At 40.1% G+C, this 18,924-nt stretch carries 16 protein-coding genes; 5 read left to right on the top strand and 11 right to left on the bottom strand.

The genetic code is table 11. The features are described from left to right. Position 1 precedes the first annotated feature (1 nt). Entirely contained in the window at positions 2-370 is a 369-nt protein-coding gene (locus tag M5F03_RS10695) for a response regulator (protein WP_078191059.1), read from the bottom strand. Between the two features lie 29 nt (positions 371-399). Next, entirely contained in the window at positions 400-783 is a 384-nt protein-coding gene (gene pilG / locus M5F03_RS10690) for a twitching motility response regulator PilG (RefSeq protein WP_078191060.1), read from the bottom strand. 343 nt (positions 784-1,126) lie between these two features. Here pilG and M5F03_RS10685 point away from each other — a divergent pair, with 343 nt between their 5' ends. The 4 genes from M5F03_RS10685 to M5F03_RS10670 all read left to right on the top strand — a co-directional run bounded on the left by M5F03_RS10685 (position 1,127) and on the right by M5F03_RS10670 (position 7,810). After that, complete coding sequence (locus tag M5F03_RS10685) at positions 1,127-1,720, top strand: hypothetical protein (RefSeq protein ID WP_372491141.1); 594 nt, start codon at positions 1,127-1,129, stop codon at positions 1,718-1,720. A 46-nt stretch (positions 1,721-1,766) separates the two neighbouring features. Further along, positions 1,767-2,870 carry an efflux RND transporter periplasmic adaptor subunit gene (locus tag M5F03_RS10680; protein WP_180021272.1) on the top strand — a complete coding sequence of 368 codons (1,104 nt, stop codon included), beginning with the start codon at positions 1,767-1,769 and terminating at the stop codon, positions 2,868-2,870. A 23-nt stretch (positions 2,871-2,893) separates the two neighbouring features. Continuing rightward, the gene (locus tag M5F03_RS10675) at positions 2,894-5,998 is read left to right on the top strand and encodes an efflux RND transporter permease subunit (RefSeq protein WP_249708303.1); all 3,105 of its coding nucleotides are present in this window, start codon (positions 2,894-2,896) and stop codon (positions 5,996-5,998) included. Between the two features lie 96 nt (positions 5,999-6,094). Next, the gene (locus M5F03_RS10670; protein ID WP_249708302.1) at positions 6,095-7,810 is read left to right on the top strand and encodes a proline--tRNA ligase; all 1,716 of its coding nucleotides are present in this window, start codon (positions 6,095-6,097) and stop codon (positions 7,808-7,810) included. A gap of 61 nt (positions 7,811-7,871) precedes the next feature. On the opposite strand, the gene M5F03_RS10665 is transcribed toward M5F03_RS10670, so the two are convergent. The 8 genes from M5F03_RS10665 to apbC all read right to left on the bottom strand — a co-directional run bounded on the left by M5F03_RS10665 (position 7,872) and on the right by apbC (position 17,751). Continuing rightward, positions 7,872-9,173, bottom strand: a complete 1,302-nt coding sequence (locus tag M5F03_RS10665; RefSeq protein WP_111884918.1) for a hypothetical protein — start codon at positions 9,171-9,173, stop codon at positions 7,872-7,874. A gap of 50 nt (positions 9,174-9,223) precedes the next feature. Continuing rightward, positions 9,224-11,404 carry a DUF6160 family protein gene (locus M5F03_RS10660; RefSeq protein ID WP_249708301.1) on the bottom strand — a complete coding sequence of 727 codons (2,181 nt, stop codon included), beginning with the start codon at positions 11,402-11,404 and terminating at the stop codon, positions 9,224-9,226. Positions 11,405-11,434: 30 nt separating this feature from the next. Then, positions 11,435-12,124, bottom strand: a complete 690-nt coding sequence (locus tag M5F03_RS10655) for a hypothetical protein (protein WP_067764582.1) — start codon at positions 12,122-12,124, stop codon at positions 11,435-11,437. A gap of 10 nt (positions 12,125-12,134) precedes the next feature. After that, positions 12,135-14,195, bottom strand: coding sequence for a hypothetical protein (locus tag M5F03_RS10650; RefSeq protein ID WP_249708300.1), 2,061 nt, complete (start codon positions 14,193-14,195; stop codon positions 12,135-12,137). A 244-nt stretch (positions 14,196-14,439) separates the two neighbouring features. Beyond that, the gene (dcd, locus tag M5F03_RS10645) at positions 14,440-15,009 is read right to left on the bottom strand and encodes a dCTP deaminase (RefSeq protein WP_005008040.1); all 570 of its coding nucleotides are present in this window, start codon (positions 15,007-15,009) and stop codon (positions 14,440-14,442) included. 112 nt (positions 15,010-15,121) lie between these two features. Continuing rightward, a complete protein-coding gene (locus M5F03_RS10640) occupies positions 15,122-15,715 on the bottom strand; it encodes a LysE family translocator (RefSeq protein WP_078192265.1) in 594 nt (197 codons plus the stop codon). Positions 15,716-15,977: 262 nt separating this feature from the next. Further along, positions 15,978-16,283, bottom strand: a complete 306-nt coding sequence (locus M5F03_RS10635; protein ID WP_249680508.1) for a hypothetical protein — start codon at positions 16,281-16,283, stop codon at positions 15,978-15,980. A 199-nt stretch (positions 16,284-16,482) separates the two neighbouring features. Beyond that, positions 16,483-17,751 (bottom strand): iron-sulfur cluster carrier protein ApbC, encoded by a 1,269-nt coding sequence (apbC, locus tag M5F03_RS10630; protein WP_249708299.1) that lies wholly within the window; start codon positions 17,749-17,751, stop codon positions 16,483-16,485. Between the two features lie 347 nt (positions 17,752-18,098). On the opposite strand from apbC, the gene M5F03_RS10625 reads away from it, so the two are divergent. Then, the gene (locus tag M5F03_RS10625; RefSeq protein ID WP_249708298.1) at positions 18,099-18,437 is read left to right on the top strand and encodes a hypothetical protein; all 339 of its coding nucleotides are present in this window, start codon (positions 18,099-18,101) and stop codon (positions 18,435-18,437) included. A 49-nt stretch (positions 18,438-18,486) separates the two neighbouring features. On the opposite strand, the gene M5F03_RS10620 is transcribed toward M5F03_RS10625, so the two are convergent. Beyond that, positions 18,487-18,885: a hypothetical protein gene (locus M5F03_RS10620; protein WP_111884912.1), complete on the bottom strand. Its 399-nt coding sequence runs from the start codon at positions 18,883-18,885 to the stop codon at positions 18,487-18,489. Positions 18,886-18,924 lie beyond the last annotated feature (39 nt).

Genomic DNA, 18,924 nt, shown 5'->3' with positions numbered 1-18,924 from the left:
TTTATCCTGCATTGAGGTGTTGCTTAATCACATCAATTAATTGTTTTTCGTCTACAGGTTTAGTCAGATAATCAGAAGCACCTTGGCGTTTACCCCAAACACGGTCAGTTGCCTGATCTTTGGTACTTACAATGACAATTGGGATATGTTTGGTGGTCGCACCACGTGCAATTTGACGTGTTGCTTGGAATCCATTCACACCCGGCATTACCACATCCATTAAGACCAAATCAGGTAACTCAGCTTGAGCCATTGTCACACCATCTGCCCCATTTGAAGCTTCAATCACTTCAAAACCGTGTTTACCTAAAATTTCTTTAAAACGGAATGTTTCTGTTGGTGAATCATCAACGATTAGGATACGTGCCATGCTTTTTCCCCAAAAAATAAAAAATCTAATTAAGCTGTAACGTGATTACGGATTGCATTCAGCAATTCATCTTTACTGAATGGCTTAGTCAAGTATTCATCAGAACCTACAACACGACCCTTCGCCTGATCAAATAAACCATCTTTACTTGAAAGCATAATCACAGGAATATTTTGATAATTTTGAGAGTTTTTAATCAGGGCACAAGTTTGATAGCCATCAAGACGTGGCATCATAATATCGACAAATACGATATCTGGATTCGCATCTGCAATTTTTGAAAGTGCTTCAAAACCATCTACAGCAGTGACTACTTCACATCCTTCACGCTGAAGCAGCGTTTCGGCCGTACGACGAATGGTTTTTGAATCATCAATTACCATGACTTTTAGATTTTGGAATTTATCGTCCATTTATTGACCCTACCCATTGAGGATGTACAAACAATTAAGTTAGCAGCATTATTATTTACAAGTTATGAACATTTTTAACATATCTTTACTTGCGTTTTCAATGAACATTTTCTGCGCAAACACACAAGATTTCTTGTTTTTATTAACTGCTTCACACTTTCCGATGACCAACGATTTTTTTTTAACTTGGAATAGTATTTAATTGTCTTAATTAAGCATATTATAGCAAGATTATTACTTTAAAATAAGTAATTTAGTCAACTTTAAACTGGGGAGTACAAGGTTGAGTCCGCTTACAAAAAAAATTCACTTGATTGGCCTTAAACATTTCTCAAAAAAAATCATTCTGACGACTTGTTTACTGGCTTATACCCCGCTTTTATTTGCTGCACCAACCAATATACAGCAACCACAAAAGGCGACTTGGTATCGTTACTATGACAGTAAAGGTGTAGCAAACATTAGTACCAATGTGACACCAAATCACATCCGCTATGGTTATGAAGCACTTGATCAAAATATGCAAGTGATTAAACGTAACCGCCCCTACAATGCTGAAGCTGATGTTAGACAAGCTCCTCAGCGTGCTGCCCAAGCACGTCAGCAAGCATCAGATATCAAACTTAAAAAAGCCTATACCAATAGACGAACTGCGGCCATCAAAAAGCGTGATGCACTGACTGGTATACGTAAACAGATCGTGTTTGAACAAGAACAATTAAAACAATTACAAAATGATCGTGTATTATTTGTTCGCCAAGAACGTGAACATTTTCGAAAAGGTGAAACCGTTCCGGCAAAATTAAAAACAATGTTGGATAATAATCAAAAAAATATGGTAGCGAAAAAAGAATACATTCAATCGTTACAAACTCGCTATCGAAATACAGAAGCTGAATACGACAGAATTATTACGCGTTTAAAAGCGATGGAATAAACTTGTTATTCAATTGCTTTTGTAGACCGCTGATATAAGGACCATTATGCACTCTGCACAGCAATCATCCCCATTTTTAAAGCTTAGCCTGCTTTGCATAAGCCTGGCTTTGGCTGCATGTCAAAAAGAAGATCCGCAGAAAAGTGTTAAACCAGAAAATAAGATTGAATTGATTCAACAAGATCTGGTCACGATCGAACAAGGCAACGCCATTTCAAAAACGGCCTTTACTGGTACCATTCGGGCGGTCAATCAGAGCAGTATTCAAGCCCAAGTCACTGCGACTGCAACCAATGTTAATGCAGAGGTCGGACAACGTGTCAGCAAAGGCCAAGTGTTGGTGCGTTTAAATAATCAAGACAATGCCGCACGTCTTGCTCAATCACAAGCAAACCTTGCATCCACACAAGCTCAAGCCAATCAAGCTAAACTGATGATGGACCGTAAACAGCGTTTGCTGAATCAAGGCTTTATTTCCAAAGTAGAGTTTGAACAAAGTCGTGTCGATTACCAAGCTCAAATGGAAAATGTTCGCGCTCAACAAGCCAATGTCGATATTGCACGTAAAGCCAATCAAGACGGCACCATTTATAGCCCTATCCAAGGCGTGATTACCAAACGTGATGTTGAACCGGGACAAACGGTTGCTGCCGGACAAACCCTTTTTGAAATCGTCAATCCAGACCAATTAGAAATTCAAGCCAAATTACCAAGTGATCAGCAAGCTGCACTGAAAATTGGACAAAAGATTGAATATAGCATCCAAGGTAATAGCAATTTACTCACAGCACAAATCAGCCGGATTTCACCAATTGCCGATCAGGCTAGTCGTCAAATTGAATTTTTTGCAGCCCCAAATGAAACTATTACTTCATTAAGTATTGGTGCTTTTGTCGAAGGCCACATCTTAGGCACGGATAATATTTCAGGCCAAAAAATTCCACTCGACACCATTCAAAGTCTAAAAGATAAACCTTACGTCTGGGTCATTCGTCAAAATAAAATTGCCAAAGTACCTGTACAAATTTTGAATCAGAGTTATAGCAATAACACCGCGATTGTTCAGGGCTTACAAAATAGCGATCTGATCAGCCGAATTAAATTTAATGATTCAGATATTAAACAAGATGTAAGTATCAGCCAAAATTAAAAGAATAAGGCAGGACAGTTGTTATGTGGTTAACCCGAATTAGTGTGAAATATCCTGTTTTCACCATCATGATGATGTTTTGTCTGATGGTGTTAGGACTTGCTTCTTGGCAACGTATGGGCGTTGAGGAGTTTCCTGATGTCGACTTCCCTTTTGTTGTAGTCTACACCAACTATCCGGGTGCTTCTCCTGAGTCTGTCGAATCTGAGATCACCAAGAAACTTGAAGATCAGATCAATACGATTTCAGGCCTTAAGCAAGTCATTTCACAGTCCAGTGAAGGTTTATCCACGGTCATTGTCGAATTTAATCTAGATGTCTCGTCCTCTGTAGCTGCACAAGATATTCGAGATAAAATTGCACCAGTAACTGCACAATTTCGTGATGAAATTGATGACCCGATTGTAGAGCGCTACGACCCTACTGCCAGTGCGATTATGTCGATTGTTTTTGAATCGAAGGACATGTCTTTACGTGATTTGAGTTCCTATCTCAATCAACGGATTGTGCCACAACTCAGAACAGTTCCCGGTGTCGGTACGGTCAATTTATTGGGTGATGCACAGCGTCAAATTCGTATTCAAGTAAATCCGCAAAAATTACAAAGTTTCGGGATTGGGATCGATCAAGTTATAAACACCCTAAAATCTGAAAATATTGAAGTTCCGGGAGGAACCTTAAAACAAAAGAATTCAGAATTGGTGGTCGAAATTAAATCTCGCGTTATTCACCCAAATTCTTTCGGAGATTTAGTGGTTGCCAATAAAAATGGCGCGCCGATTTATCTCAAACAAATTGCAGAAATAGAAGATAGCCAGGCTGAAATGGAGTCGAGTGCCTATCTGAATGGTAAAACAGCCGTCGCTGTCGACATTCTGAGAAGTTCGGACTCTAATGTAATTGAGGTGGTTGATAATACCCGTAAAACCTTAAGTAAAATCCAACAGCAATTGCCAAAAGGCACGACTGCAGAAATTGTGGTTGATTCTTCAAAAGGTATTCGTGGCAGCATTAAAGACGTGGCACGTACGATTATTGAAGGTGCAGTACTTGCGGTACTCATTGTATTGTTATTTCTCGGCTCATTTCGTTCGACAACCATTACAGGTTTAACCCTACCGATTTCGCTACTAGGTACCCTCACCTTTGTTTGGATTTTTGGTTTTACCATCAACATGATGACCCTACTGGCTCTCTCACTAAGTATCGGTCTACTCATTGATGATGCCATTGTGGTTCGTGAAAATATTGTCCGCCATGCCGATATGGGCAAGGACCACGTCACCGCTGCACTCGACGGCACGAAAGAAATTGGTTTAGCTGTATTGGCCACAACATTGACCATTGTCGCGGTATTTTTACCTGTGGCATTTATGGGCGGCATTATTGGGCGTTTCTTCTATCAATTTGGTGTAACCGTCAGTACCGCTGTACTGATTTCAATGTTTGTAAGTTTCACACTTGACCCGATGTTGTCTGCTCACTGGGCAGAGCGCCACGATCCAAATAAAAAGCCCGGAAAAATCAAACGCTTTTTTAACTGGATTTCGGGCAAGCTCGACAACCTAAGCCATCATTATGAAAAATTACTCAAGCTTGCTTTAAAATTTAGGCTCATTACCCTTTTAATCGCTGTCGCGTCTTTATTTGGTGCATTGGGTTTATCCAAACTGATCGGAACTGAATTTGTACCCGTACCAGACAAAGGTGAAATTCGGATCAAATTTGAAACACCAGTTGATGCAACCCTTGAATATTCGCAGGCTAAGCTTAAGCAAGTAGATCGTATCATTCGCCAACATCCAGAAGTCAAAGCCACTTATGGTGCAATTAATAGTGCCACTGATCGGGGTAAAAACCATGCTAGCATTCGTGTCACTGTTTCACCACGTTCGGAGCGTAGTCAAACATTAACGGATCTCAACAATGAATTCCGTACCCGCTTAAAACATGTAGCAGGTATTACCATTACCTCGATTGCCTCAGCTGATGAAACAGTATCGGGCGGCCAAAAGCCGGTTATGATCTCGATTAAAGGACCAGACTTAGATGAGTTACAACGCATTTCTGACCGCTTCATGAAAGAAATTTCGAAAGTCGACGGTATTGTCGACTTAGAAAGCTCACTCAAAGAACCTAAACCGACCTTAGGTGTACATATCAATCGCGTTTTAGCCAGTGATTTAGGTTTATCCGTCAATCAAATCGCCAATGTATTACGCCCTCTTCTTGCGGGTGATAATGTAACAACGTGGAAGGATGATAAAGGCGAAACCTATGATGTAAATTTAAGACTCACTGAAGATCAGCGTCGTCTGCCAACTGACATTCAAAGCATGTACATCACATCACAAAAAACCGATGCCGCAGGCTTACCTATCTTGGTTCCATTGGCAAGTGTGGCTAGCTTTGAAGAAACTCTCGGTGCTTCACAAATTAACCGTCGTGATCTGGCACGTGAAGTGATGGTTGAAGCCAACACAGCAGGACGTCCTTCGGGTGATATTGGTTCCGAAATCAATGAGATAGAGAAAAACTTCGACTTGCCACCAGGTTATAGTTTTGTCACGCAAGGTGCCAATAAAGATATGGCTGAGTCTGCGGGTTATGCAATGACAGCGATTACCCTCTCTATTGTATTTATTTATATTGTTTTGGGTTCACAATTTAATAGCTTCATTCACCCTGCAGCCATTATGGCTTCATTACCCTTATCATTGATTGGGGTTTTCTTAGCCCTATTCTTATTTAATTCAACCATGAACCTCTTTTCCATTATCGGGATTATTATGCTCATGGGCTTGGTGACAAAGAACGCAATTCTACTCATCGACTTTATTAAAAAAGCCATGGATCATGGTGTAGATCGTTATGAAGCGATTATTGAAGCAGGCAAAACCCGTTTACGTCCCATTTTAATGACCACCAGTGCAATGGTGATGGGTATGGTTCCGCTTGCACTTGGTTTAGGTGAAGGCGGTGAACAAAGCGCGCCAATGGCACATGCCGTGATTGGCGGGGTAATTACCTCTACCCTACTAACACTTGTGGTTGTGCCGGTGATTTTTACCTATTTGGATGATTTCCGAAACTTCCTTGCACGTCAAGCCAAAAAAATCATGTCATAATGACAAAATCTAAAATGAGGTGACTTTGGAAAATGTTCACCTCATTTTTTATTGTATACTCTCCACTTTAACGCTTAATTTTTTAGGACAGTTTCCATGCGCGCGAGTCGCTTTTTATTTGCAACGTTAAGAGAAACCCCAAACGATGCTGAAGTTATTTCACATCAGCTTATGCTTCGTGCCGGGATGATTCGTAAATTGGCTTCAGGTTTATACACTTGGCTGCCGATGGGCGTTCGCGTATTAAATAAAGTTGAAGCGATTATCCGCGAAGAGATGGATCGTGCTGGTTCACTTCAAGTCCTGATGCCTGTCACTCAACCCGCATCTTTATGGGAAGAATCAGGTCGTTTCGTACAATATGGTCCAGAACTTTTACGTTTTAAAGACCGTCATAACAATGACTTTGTACTTGGCCCTACACATGAAGAAGTGATTACAGATCTTGCTCGCAATGAATTGAAAAGCTATAAGCAATTGCCTGCAAACTTCTACCAAGTACAAACCAAATTCCGTGACGAAATCCGCCCTCGTTTCGGTGTGATGCGTTCACGTGAATTCATCATGAAAGATGCCTATTCTTTCCATGTTGACCAAGCTTCTTTACAAGAAACCTATGACAAGATGTATGCAGCTTATTGCAAAATTTTCACTCGTTTAGGTTTAAATTTCCGTCCAGTTCAAGCGGATACAGGTTCAATTGGTGGTTCGGGTTCACACGAATTCCACGTCCTTGCGTCTAGCGGCGAAGATGACATCGCATTCTCTACAGAGTCAGATTATGCTGCTAACGTAGAAATGGCGGAAGCAGTATTAGTAGGTGAACGTGCTGCTCCGACTAAAGCACTTGAAATTGTTGATACACCAAATCAGAAAACCATTGCTGAGGTTTCTGAATTCCTTAAATCAGACCCTACTCAATCTGTCAAAGCATTATTGGTTCAAGGTGTTGCTGAAGAAGGTAAAGCTGCACCAGTGGTTGCCTTATTCCTACGTGGCGACCATGAACTGAATGAAATTAAAGCAGAAAAACACCCATTAATTGCTGCTCCATTAACTTTTGCAACTGAAGCACAATTAGCTGACTTAGGCTTAACTGCTGGTTTCTGTGGCCCTCAAGGCTTAACCGAAAAAGGCATTACCGTTATTGTTGACCGTGCAGCGTCTGTACTTTCAGACTTTGTTGCTGGTGCGAACCAAGTTGATAAACATGCTGTAGGTGTAAACTGGGAACGTGATGCACAATTCACCGAAGTTTATGACCTGCGTAATGTTGTTGAAGGTGACCCTTCTCCAGACGGTCAAGGTACAATCTTGATTAAACGTGGTATCGAAGTTGGTCATATCTTCCAATTGGGTCAAAAATACTCTGAAGCGCTTGGCTGCAAAGTTTTAGGTGAAGATGGCAAACCACTCGTTGTGACTATGGGTTGCTACGGTATTGGTGTAACTCGTGTTGTTGCTTCTGCGATTGAACAAAACTTCGATGACAAAGGTATTATTTGGCCGTCTGCAATTGCTCCTTTCGAAGTTGCTATTGTGCCCATGAATGCACATAAGTCACCACGTACAATGGAAGCAGCTGAAGCACTGTATGCAGAATTAACTGCTGCTGGTTATGATGTTCTTCTTGATGATCGTAATGAACGTCCGGGTGTTAAATTCTCTGATATCGAGTTAACAGGTATTCCACACCGTATTGTCATTGGCGAGAAAGGTTTGGATGCTGGTACATTTGAGTACAAAGGTCGCCGTGATGAAGAATCAAGCAACTTAAGTAAAGAAGACCTTTTAGCGAAAATTGCAAAATAATTTGCGCTAAACATAAAAAATCCCGCTAAGTGCGGGATTTTTATATGAAATATTTTAAGCCTTAACAGAATTTCAGACCGCCGAAGCAGTTAGAACGAAACTCCTGTCCAGACAGTTTTAAATTGGTTAATGGGAAATCAATTAATGACGGGTTTTTAATCTCTTTAACATCCAAAGAAGAACCTGCAACACAACCAAAGAGTAAATCTCCACAGTTACGAACATTGGTACTTAGGTCATGGTTAATTCCGGCGATCGTTTGTTTCAATACTTCATCCGTAATCGCCACTTTATCTGATGGTGTAATACTGCCCAAATCGACTTCATCTTCCATCGCCAGCCACCACCCTCTTTCTGCTGCGACTGCAGCACCAGGCCAGAGTATTTTTTGAGCTTGTAAAGATAGCGAAGCAGGGTTATTTAGATAAAGTGCGTGAATCAAACCTAAACTTTGATTTACCGTAATATCGGTTTTTAGCCCAGTAAGATACCCCGTCACATCTTTATTCAAATTAATGTTTAAACCGAGTAAAGAGATTTGAGCTTCTAATGGACCACTAAAATCTAGACGATCAACAGTTCCTGTACCCTTTAACTGTACATCTGTCATTCGATTCCCACTTACAACAGTGGCTGGAATCGTAAAAGGAGCCGTGGTTGATTTTAAATTAAAAGAATAATTATCTGATTTGTAGTGAAGCGGTAGATCAACTTCAGCACCAAATAATGTCCCCTTAACAGCCCCTTCAATGTATTGCTGCGTAGAAGCATAGTCCATCACACGCTCGGCAGTTGTTGCAACACCCGCAGACGCTTTTGTTTTCATATAACCACTAAAGGTATTGATACCATTGGGTGTATTGCTATTTTCTGTACCTAATGTCATTAATCCAGAAATTTTTTCAGCGCTCAAACGAAAGCCCATCACTTCACGTGTTGCCGCTGATTTCGGATCTTTAATTGCAATTTCGATAAAAGGATTGGTCAGCAAAGCTGAAGTTGCCGCACGTTCATCCGACGTATAATTGCTATTTGCAGGCAAGCCACTCAGTGAAATATGATCAATATCAATATCACAAGCACCTGAGCCATTTGCACCACCACAACCCAATTGGAGCTTTTTAATATTGGCATTGAGCTCCATTTCAGCTTCCAAACCAAGTTTATAAAAGCCAACTTTGGATTGGTCAACGGCTTGTCCACTCTCATCCACAGAATTATACCCCTGCGTATATTCCATGGAGAGTAAAGCTTGACCATCAACTTTTGATAAGCTTTCATCATCTAAAGCCATCATTGCATGAGATAAGCTACTCATCGCAAATGTCGAGAATATCAAACCTCTGATTAACTTCTTTTTCATAACAAATTCCCTGTTCGTTATTTTATTTATTTGTTATTGATTTAATTTTACTAGCGTGGAGTAATCCCCATCGTACTTCGCATTGTTCCACCGGTTAGGGCAATATCCGCCATCTTCTGCATATTGCCATTTGTTAACATCGAAACTTCTGCACGAAACGCTTTAGACATATTATTGGTTGGATTGAATTTTACCTGATTATCAAACTCTACCGAATCTTGTTTCATTTTAATTCGAGCATCAAAGCCTAGATCGCCCTGCATTTTATTAATATTGATACTTGAAGCTGAAACGACACCGCTGGCATTTACATCTTCATTCATCAAACTTAAATAGCTTCCCATAACTTTTTGATCTTTCTTTTCAGCATCAGTTAATGCTTTAAATTCAAAGCTTCCACGGAAAGACAAATAGTTATTTTCTGCACTGTCATTTAGACCCGTCACTATAAATAGCTCACCCTTACCATCGAGTTTAAACGCAATATTCGTCAACACATCATCACGTTTAGAGAAATTATCTAAAGGTACTGTGGTCCCACATTTGGCAGAAGCTGTAGTCGCACAGTTATAGGTTGAACCCGGAAGTTGACCAATCGCTAACTCGGCATTGGCTGCAATCAATAAATTGTCTGCACGTACATAGATGCCATCATTTTCATAGCCAATCACACCATCAGATTGAATAAGTGCATTGATGTTTCGTAAGCCTGCATAATAATTGACTTCTTGACCATTAATACCTTTTTTACCATCAATCAAAATAATGGAAGTTGTACTTGGTGTTCCTGTTTTTTTATCAACACCATAACCATCTGTGCTCATTACAAGGTTATAGCCAATACCTGATTTTTCAGCCGCATTTTTATAACTGTATTTTTTCTCTGATAATGCAACGTTGGCATTCATATTATAAATCGGGATACCAATCCCCCAACTGTTGTCATTACTTGCAATTGCAGCAATTGAGTTATCCGAAATAAATCGTGCGGTACGCGCGATGGACTGAAAATCCATACCACGAATCGCCACAAGTGCAAAATTTCTACCCGCCGTTTGATTTGACAGATTCTGGGTTAAAACATTATTGGTTAAACCTAATGTCGCTTTTAATTTATCATTTACCAGAAAATCAAGGCTTTTTGCTTGAATGGTATTGATATAAATATCGCCAAAATCAATATAGGCATTTTTATCAGCAACTAAAGACGTTAAATTAGAAAATTCAATGGCATAACTACCAATACCCGTATGGCCAATTTCTAAGGTTGTCTGTGCTTGACCTGCAACAAGACTAGGATCATCCTTTGAAGTGAAATCCGCGCGCACACCTAAATGTAAACCACCTGAACCAACGGACTCATATCCTGAAGCTTTCGTTGCTAGACCAAAATCTTTAATTCCTTCTTGATTGGCATTTAAGGCAACTCGTGCATTAGTGACAGCACCCGATGCTCCCATACGAATTAAATTGCGCTGTGCACCACCATCGGTACCGTATCGTAAATCGATATTAACGCCGGGGTTTGTGGCATCGCTACGTGAGCTATGTACATCTGAAGTATCCTTTACCCGCCCCAAATTGACCGCATGGTCTTTGCTCCCTGTGGACTTTGTGGTGAGAACAATGCCTTCATCAGCTGCGACATACATATAACCTGAACCAGCAAAGTTAAAGTTAAAGTCCTTTAAGGTTACGCTATGTCCATTCATACCATGACTAATACTGGCATTTTGCAATTGAAATTCCATATATGCCGTATCATTACGGTTAAATAGACCATTACTGGTTTCAAGTAATACTTTTAAAGGTGAAGATGTTGCAATCGTAAGTGAACCTAAATTTTGTGTAGGCGTTTGGCACGTTGCACCTTGACACAGCAACATAATATTTTGTGCAACAGCCGTAAATGGGCTGACACTCGCAGCTATACGCATGCCTACACCAGCATCCGTAGTCCCGACATCAAAATCTAATTTTGATGTAATGGTGCTTTGCCCAACGCCATCTATTTGCACATTGTGCAAACCCATTTTCATCTTATTTTGGTCGGTTGGGTCAACCCAATTTAACTGATCAACTTTGACTCTAGAAACTTCATGGGTAATCGAAATACCATCTTGGCCAGTAACTGCACCCAAGCTTTCATCGGTCATCGCTTCAAAAGCATAGGCGTGTTGAGCAAGTAAAATACTGGTTGCGAGTGCCGTTAAAGTTGTTATTTTTTTCATCACAATATCCTTATATTCAGTCAAAGCTGATTAACAGCGACCTGCACCATTTCCAGTGCAGTTAAAACTGAAGATGTTTAACTTTCCACTCATGTGCATGTTGCCATGCACATTAACACCCATAAATCCCTGTTCTGAACCACGATCAAAATCAGGCACTGCTAAAGTTGAAGTTGTTCCATCAGCTTTCTTTTCGGTATAGGTCGTATAAGTACTGGTATTTTCATAACCTTCCTTACCTGTCGTCCCTGTTTCCACCGCCAACGTAGCAAAACCTAAATTTCTAATTTTTAATGGCTTATCATCATAAAATGTCAACTGCATAGCCGTTTGTGGATTACCTTCACGATTGATAATCGTCACACCATCTAGTGAAAATTGATCGATCTGTAACGTTCCTTGAAACTGTTTAAACACCAACCATTTCTTATTACCATTTGCATCCACATGATTATTGGGCGCAAGTGCTAAGCGACAAAACTCATTGGATGAACATTGATATCCATAAAAAGCTTGAGTCGTTTTTCCATTCGCATCCATGATAGAAATGTTGTTTTTCGACATATCATTGGCGTATTGATGGTTTAATGAAAGTGTCCAACTGAGATCAGCACCGCCTTGACCGGTTGCAGCAGTGAGTTCGGTATTATCCATAGACACTAAGCCTGCATGAGTTTGTGTCAGTGCAGCACAAACAACAGCGCATAAAATTTTATACATGTAATTTCTCCTACAGCCCTGTTGTTCTTATTTTTAAGTGCTGAATCAAGACGCCATCTATGGCAACAGATCCTAAATTCGTGCTTTGTCCATTGACACCTTTAAAGACCACACCTGTCGCCGTATCCGTACTTTTTGCATTCAGCAGATTACCAGGCAAGCGCTCTACTGTACCGATTGCAATACTACTATGTGTTGCATCACGCCCTTGATACAGTGCTGTAGCATCTGAAGCATTGGCTTTTAATTCTGTGCCACAACTATAGACGTTACAGGTTGATCCTTTAAAGTCTGCAGCCGTTAAGCCTGATGTACCTGTAGTATTTCCAGCGATATCTGTATAGTAAGTATAAATTTTACTGTATATAGAAGGCACGTTAGGAATACGAGTTACTTCCAGAATAATATTTCGACCTTCTGAACCCACAATAAAGGGCTGATACATATTTCCTAAAACTAAATTGATATTTGGGCTATATAAATATAGACCTTCAGTTTCATGAAAGATTGGAGCTGCAGATCGATCCATCGCTGGTGTCGCTGCAGTACCATCATCCAGTTCGGAGCGTGCAGCTGTACTGATACGCATACCGCGAGCATCCAAATCACCGTCATTGATACTCAGTGACTCAGCACGATCATTGGTATTAATACGAATTAAACTGGCTAAACCTAAAGTTTGGTTATAGTTGGTATTTGTTGATTTTAGGGTTTGAAAAATTCGAACTTGTGAACCATTAAAACTCAAACCATTCGCAACAATTTGAGTACGTAAACGATAGTCTTTATCTAAGCCACTGATCGGCGCACCGGTAATCGGATCGACGACATTACTTGAATTTAAAGACCGTGAAAATACATCCATCCACAAACCAAGCTTGATGTTGTTAGATGCATCATCTGCCGCAATTTTCTTTAATGGTGCCTCAATCGCTAAGTAACCAACATTCCCCTTATTATCTTTCGCAAATTGTTCAACATCTTGATTCCCCGCATGGAAAAGCCATGGGTTTTCTGCTGTACCCCAATTAAATCCTTGGTCTGTATAGCGCGTTGCTAATGAACTTTTGCCATTTTTATCTTTGCTATTGGACAGGGCTAAGCCATATATAAATACATCTGCTTTCGATCTGAGACTCGATACGGTCGCAGTCGAAGCAATTTGTTTTGCTGTAATCTCAGCATTTTTCTTCACGGTTGCTAATGCTGCATCACTTGCCTTTTGAGCTTCAAGCTTGGCATAGTCCGTTGCCAACTGATTGAGGGTTTCTGCAGCTTTGGCATTTAACTGAGCATCTTTTGTTGTATCAATAATATTTGAACGTGTAATTTTTCCTGAGACATAATTTTTATAAAATGTCGAAGTGGTCGGTAAATTACCCGTACTATTGTTACCGTATAGTAACTCAATCATCTCATAGGTATTTTTTAAAGCGGCAGCTTGAGACTTTTCTTTTAAGAACGGTGTAATTGATTCTTTCGTTGTGCCATCGTTTTCAAAAGATAAGCCAGCCGATGAACCATCATAATAATCTGCATAACGCTGATCGTAATATGCCTTCATCGTTGGTGATTCAAGATAAGACTGTACTAATCGGCCACGATATTCTGTTGAATATGTTGCTATGGTTTCATTGGTAATACGTGTAGCATTATTGGTCTCATAGGTGCTTTTAGAACTTAAGAAAGTGGAGTCATAAACACCGTTATAGCCCGTAACTCGCCCTTGCTGATAAGCATCAACATAAGCTGCTTTGTAGATTTTATCGTAAGCACGCTGCCCTAATTGTTCATAGTTTTCACCAGTAGGAATAATCCGAATAAAACCTGTATCGCTTTTCCCTGGATCAACCATACCAGACGCATAACTAGAAGCCGTAGAACGGTCATTTGGCCCTTGAAAGACCATTTTGAAATTTTCTAAAGTGAGTGCAACACCTTCACCCGTTGTGGCTGAAAGTGCTTCATCTGATAAATCTTGAAGCGCATAAACAGATGGTGCAGCAAACATGCTGACTGCGGCTGCTAAGCAACTCTGGCGGAATAACTTAGCCTGGGTGAATTGAGTCATCTCGACCTTCCTTTTATCAGATGCTCTGCATCTCTCTTATATTTATTCCTGAGAACTGGCTTTGATGTTATTGTCCATTTATTCCTTAAATGGAGACTTGTGATAGACCAGTCACTTAACTTTTTATTATGCTGAATAATTACTCAATTGCAAAAACTTCCCCACCGAATGGTCTATTTTCCGATGAATGACCCAACAAAAAAAGCGGGCTAATTCGCCCGCTTTTTAAACTAAATCCGAAGGATTAAGCTTTCGGTAATGTCACACCGGTTTGACCTTGGTATTTACCACCACGGTCTTTATAAGAAGTTTCACACACTTCGTCTGATTCGAAGAACAACATTTGTGCGACACCTTCACCCGCGTAAATACGTGCAGGCAAGTTGGTTGTATTCGAAAATTCTAAAGTCACGTGACCTTCCCACTCTGGTTCAAGAGGCGTCACATTGACAATAATACCGCAGCGAGCATAGGTTGATTTACCCAAACAAACGGTTAACACATTACGAGGAATACGGAAATATTCGACTGTACGTGCTAGTGCAAACGAGTTTGGCGGAATGATACAAACGTCTGATTCGATATCAATAAAGCTTTTATCGTCAAAGTTTTTAGGGTCAACAATTGCTGAATGAACATTGGTAAAGACTTTAAATTCACGAGCACAGCGCACGTCATAACCATAGCTCGACACGCCATACGAAATAAGCTTTTCGCCATTTTCATCATAACGGACTTGGTTTTCTGCATACGGTTCAATCATGCCGTGTTTTTCGCTCATTTCGCGAATCCAACGATCAGACTTAATAGCCATTTATCTCTATCCAAAAACTTAAATCAATTATTGCGTGGTACTTTAACTGAAATCCGACTTAATGAAAATAAGCTTTGCCGAACTAAGCGGATTTAGTCATTTTCAAATCAATTTAGAGTTTTAAAATCGCAGAATAACTCAGTGGAATCGAAAAACTAACCAAGACCAGTGACGCTGTTCGTTGTAGATTGGCTTGATTGAGCCAACTAATTTTATTCGATGCCAAAACGGAACCAAGAAAGGTCCAAAAGAATGCAATAGGAACAATCAACAACAAAAAGATCAGCATGTGTGCTACATAATACTGCGCATTTTGCCAAGCCAATGCAGGAAAAATCGCAGATGCAAATAGTAGTGCTTTAGGATTTAATAACGTTGCAACAAAAAGTTCGCGTGCACGAATGCCCTTTTGATTAAAATTTTCAGCGACAGTTGCTGTACGCCATAATCGCATAGCCAGAAATAGAATATAGCCGGCACTAAACAATTTCAAAATGGTCGGCAGTAAAGGGAGATGTACGGAAATTTTACCAATGAGAAAACCCCATAGGCTAATCGAAATAAGATAACCAAAGGCTTCCGCTGGAATGAGTCGGAATGATTTACGTAGCCCAACTTGAATACCCGAAGATGCGAGTAACGTATTGGTTGGTCCCGGCGTTAACAAAATACTGATAACTAGACCAATAAAAAACCATGAAATCATACTTTGACCTCAAACTTAATCCGCGAAGATTAATTCAGTTTGCTGGACTTAGCAAAAACTTATTTTACGATGATTAATGAATTTTAGTGATGACTAATTTTTATGTTTAAATATCAAAATATTAAGCAAATATTTCAGCGTATAATTTATGAAACTGTACAGTCAAAATCCTCTAAAAGTCTATGTTTAACGCTGCTGTTTTTCATTTTGACAAAAAAAGCCTGACCGAAGTCAGGCGCACTGAAAAATCAATTGTCAGTGATTAACCCACAATCGCTTTTTTCAAGTCTTTTGCAGCTTTCTCTGCTTTAGCTTCAGCTGCTTTTTTCGCTTTAAGTTCTTTTGCAGTCAATTTTGATTTTTGATCACTGACTTTTTTTGCCGCTTTCGCTTCAGCTTCAGACTTTGCTTTTACCGCTTTTTGTACATCTGAATTTGCAGCGATTTTTTGTTGCGCAATTTGACCTGCAACTTGTTTCGCCGTAGGAGCCGTTGTATTTGCCATTGCAGAAGCAGCGAACACAGTTGTACTCATAGCAAGAACGATAGATTTGACTAAAGTTTTCATTTGGTTAACTCATTATTTATCAAGATAATTTAATGAGTGTGATTAAGCGCTAAAGTATATCGTTACATATGCATACAATGTAATATTGTGTAATTACAGCAACCAACTGCCTATAAAAAATCAAAATGGGTCTTATTAAGAAAAAAAAATCTGGCACGAGGCCAGATTTAATGCGAGCAACTTAAATTTCAGTTAACCCTTAGAAAATACGGTTTTTATCTTTTTCAGCTTGAGGCAATGCATCTGCAATTTTTTGCGCAATCGCCATATAGCTTTCAGCAGCATCATCACCAGCAATCACAGACGGTTTCCCTGCATCGGCATTTTCACGAATTTGTACGTTCAACGGTAAACGACCTAAGAGTGGAATGTCATATTGAGCTGAAAGTTGGTCGCCACCACCTGTGCCAAAGATTTGCTCTTCATGTCCACAGTTCGAACAGATATGGGTCGACATATTTTCAACCACGCCCATCACGGGAATGTGTACACGATTAAACAACTCAATACCTTTGGTCGCATCCATTAATGCAACGTTCTGTGGTGTCGTCACAATCACAGCACCTGTCACCGGTATACGCTGTGCAAGCGTCAACTGAATATCACCTGTACCTGGTGGCATATCAATGACCAATACATCCAGATCAGGCCATAAAGTTTGGTTAAAGAGCTGCATTAACGCCCCCGTCGCTTTCGGCCCACGCCAAGCCACTGGCGTATTGTTATCTCCAGTTAAGTGACCAATTGAAAGCACAGCCATACCATAGGCTTCGATGGGAACAAATTGCTCAGCTTCAATCATCGGCGTGCAGCCTGCGTTGCCAAGCATCGTTGGAATACTTGGACCATAGATGTCTGCATCCAATACCCCAACCTTTAAACCCAGTTGTTGTAATGCAAGCGCCAAATTCACTGTGGTGGTCGATTTACCCACACCACCTTTACCAGATGACACCAAAATGACATTTTTAATGCGTGGATGTTTCGGTACATCACGCTGTTGTGGAGCCGCTTTTTGAATCGGCGGATTATTCGGATCAACTTCAGCAGGTGCTTCAGGTGTTTTCGCAGACGCATCCACAACTGGAGGTAACTGACTTTTTGCTGCTGAACTTTCAGCTTTTTCTTGGCTAGAACAGCTTTCGCCTTCTGCATGGTGATGACCGCAACCACCCGATGTATGTCCAGTCTTTTGCTGAATCACGTGCATATTTAATTCTGTGATGCCACATTTTTCCAATGCATCGGCCAAATCATCATGGATTTTTTGTAAGTCATCGGCTTCTGAAGGAAAGGTATTAATTGTAATCTGTAAGATCTGACCTTGCACATTTACCTGTGTAATACGGTCTTTTAAGGCATTATTTGAATTGGGAAGTACATAGTTTTGTAAAACCTGTTGGATTTCCTCTTCTTTCACCTCTTGGGAGGGTGAAAACACAGATTTTAGAGAAGAAAGCCACGACATTATGTTGTCTCCAAACAGGAACATCAAAAGATAATAGCGATAGTTTACCTGTTCATCTGCCCCAGAGTAAGAGGGAGATGAATGACTTATTCCTATAAGCTTATAAAGTTGAGTAATTTAGTCGGCTTTTAAGCAAGTTTTCAAGCGTGCGCCACTTAAAATGCCCTTGTAGTTGATCTATGCGGCTAAACCAATGCCATTAAATTTTAAATTGATTACATATCAACCATACTTTTACAGCGTAATTTCAGTTTATATTTCAATCGTTTCAACAGAATAATTATAGTGATGGATGTGCAATCTAACGGCACATTTTGTGCTTTTTAATTTTTAAAATGGGGATGACGATGTATCAGAAGACTATCTATAAGAAGTCTGTATATAAAACAACTTTATGTGCCTTGATGGTCCTGACTTCAGCAGCCTATGCAGAAATTGCGACTGAAGCCATTCAAACACCTGACCGACAAACTGTGGCGATTGGTGATAGCCTTGATCTTATGCGCTCGCGTATGCAAGCTTCTCCGATGAAAATGGTGTCTTATCCGCTGCAAGAGAAAAATCTGCCTGCGAAACTAGCGGTAGATTACACCTATGAAATTGCCAATATGCGCTATGTGATTACCGTAGTCGATGATCAAGTCAAAAATATTAAGACTGAAAATTTAGATGGATTAAAACAATGAATCCTAAAAAAGCCGCTCTTGATAGAACGGCTTTTTTGATCAGCCCCAATTAAGCTTGATCATCTTTTTTAAACTTATTCAGTGTGTCAGTGGCTTTCTTTTTTAACTCGTCAAATTTCTCTGTCGCCTGCACTTTTAGTTCATCAAATTTTTCGACAGCCTCATGTTTAAGTTCGGCGGCTTTGACTTTGGCTTCATCTAATTTGTGACTGGCTTCAGCCTTGAGATGCTCAAATTTATCTTTGGCTTCATTACTCTGCTCGGTATGTTCATGCTTGGCATCATTTAAGGCTTTTTCGCCTTCGAGTTTTAACTCTTCAGCTTTATGCTTTGCACCATCGAGGGCTTTTTCACCTTCAAGCTGAGCTTCTTTGGCTTTGAGCTTTAGATCATCACCCAATTCTGACGCTTTATCTTTCAATTGATCAATTTTATTTTCAGTTGTCATCGTTCTCGCCTCTTCTCTGTTATTGTCTAACAATAGTTA

Origin of the sequence: Acinetobacter amyesii (assembly GCF_023499985.1) — a bacterium.
Lineage (GTDB): Bacteria > Pseudomonadota > Gammaproteobacteria > Pseudomonadales > Moraxellaceae > Acinetobacter > Acinetobacter amyesii.
Note: the sequence above shows the minus strand (reverse complement) of the source record. Positions and strands in the feature narration are given on the sequence as shown.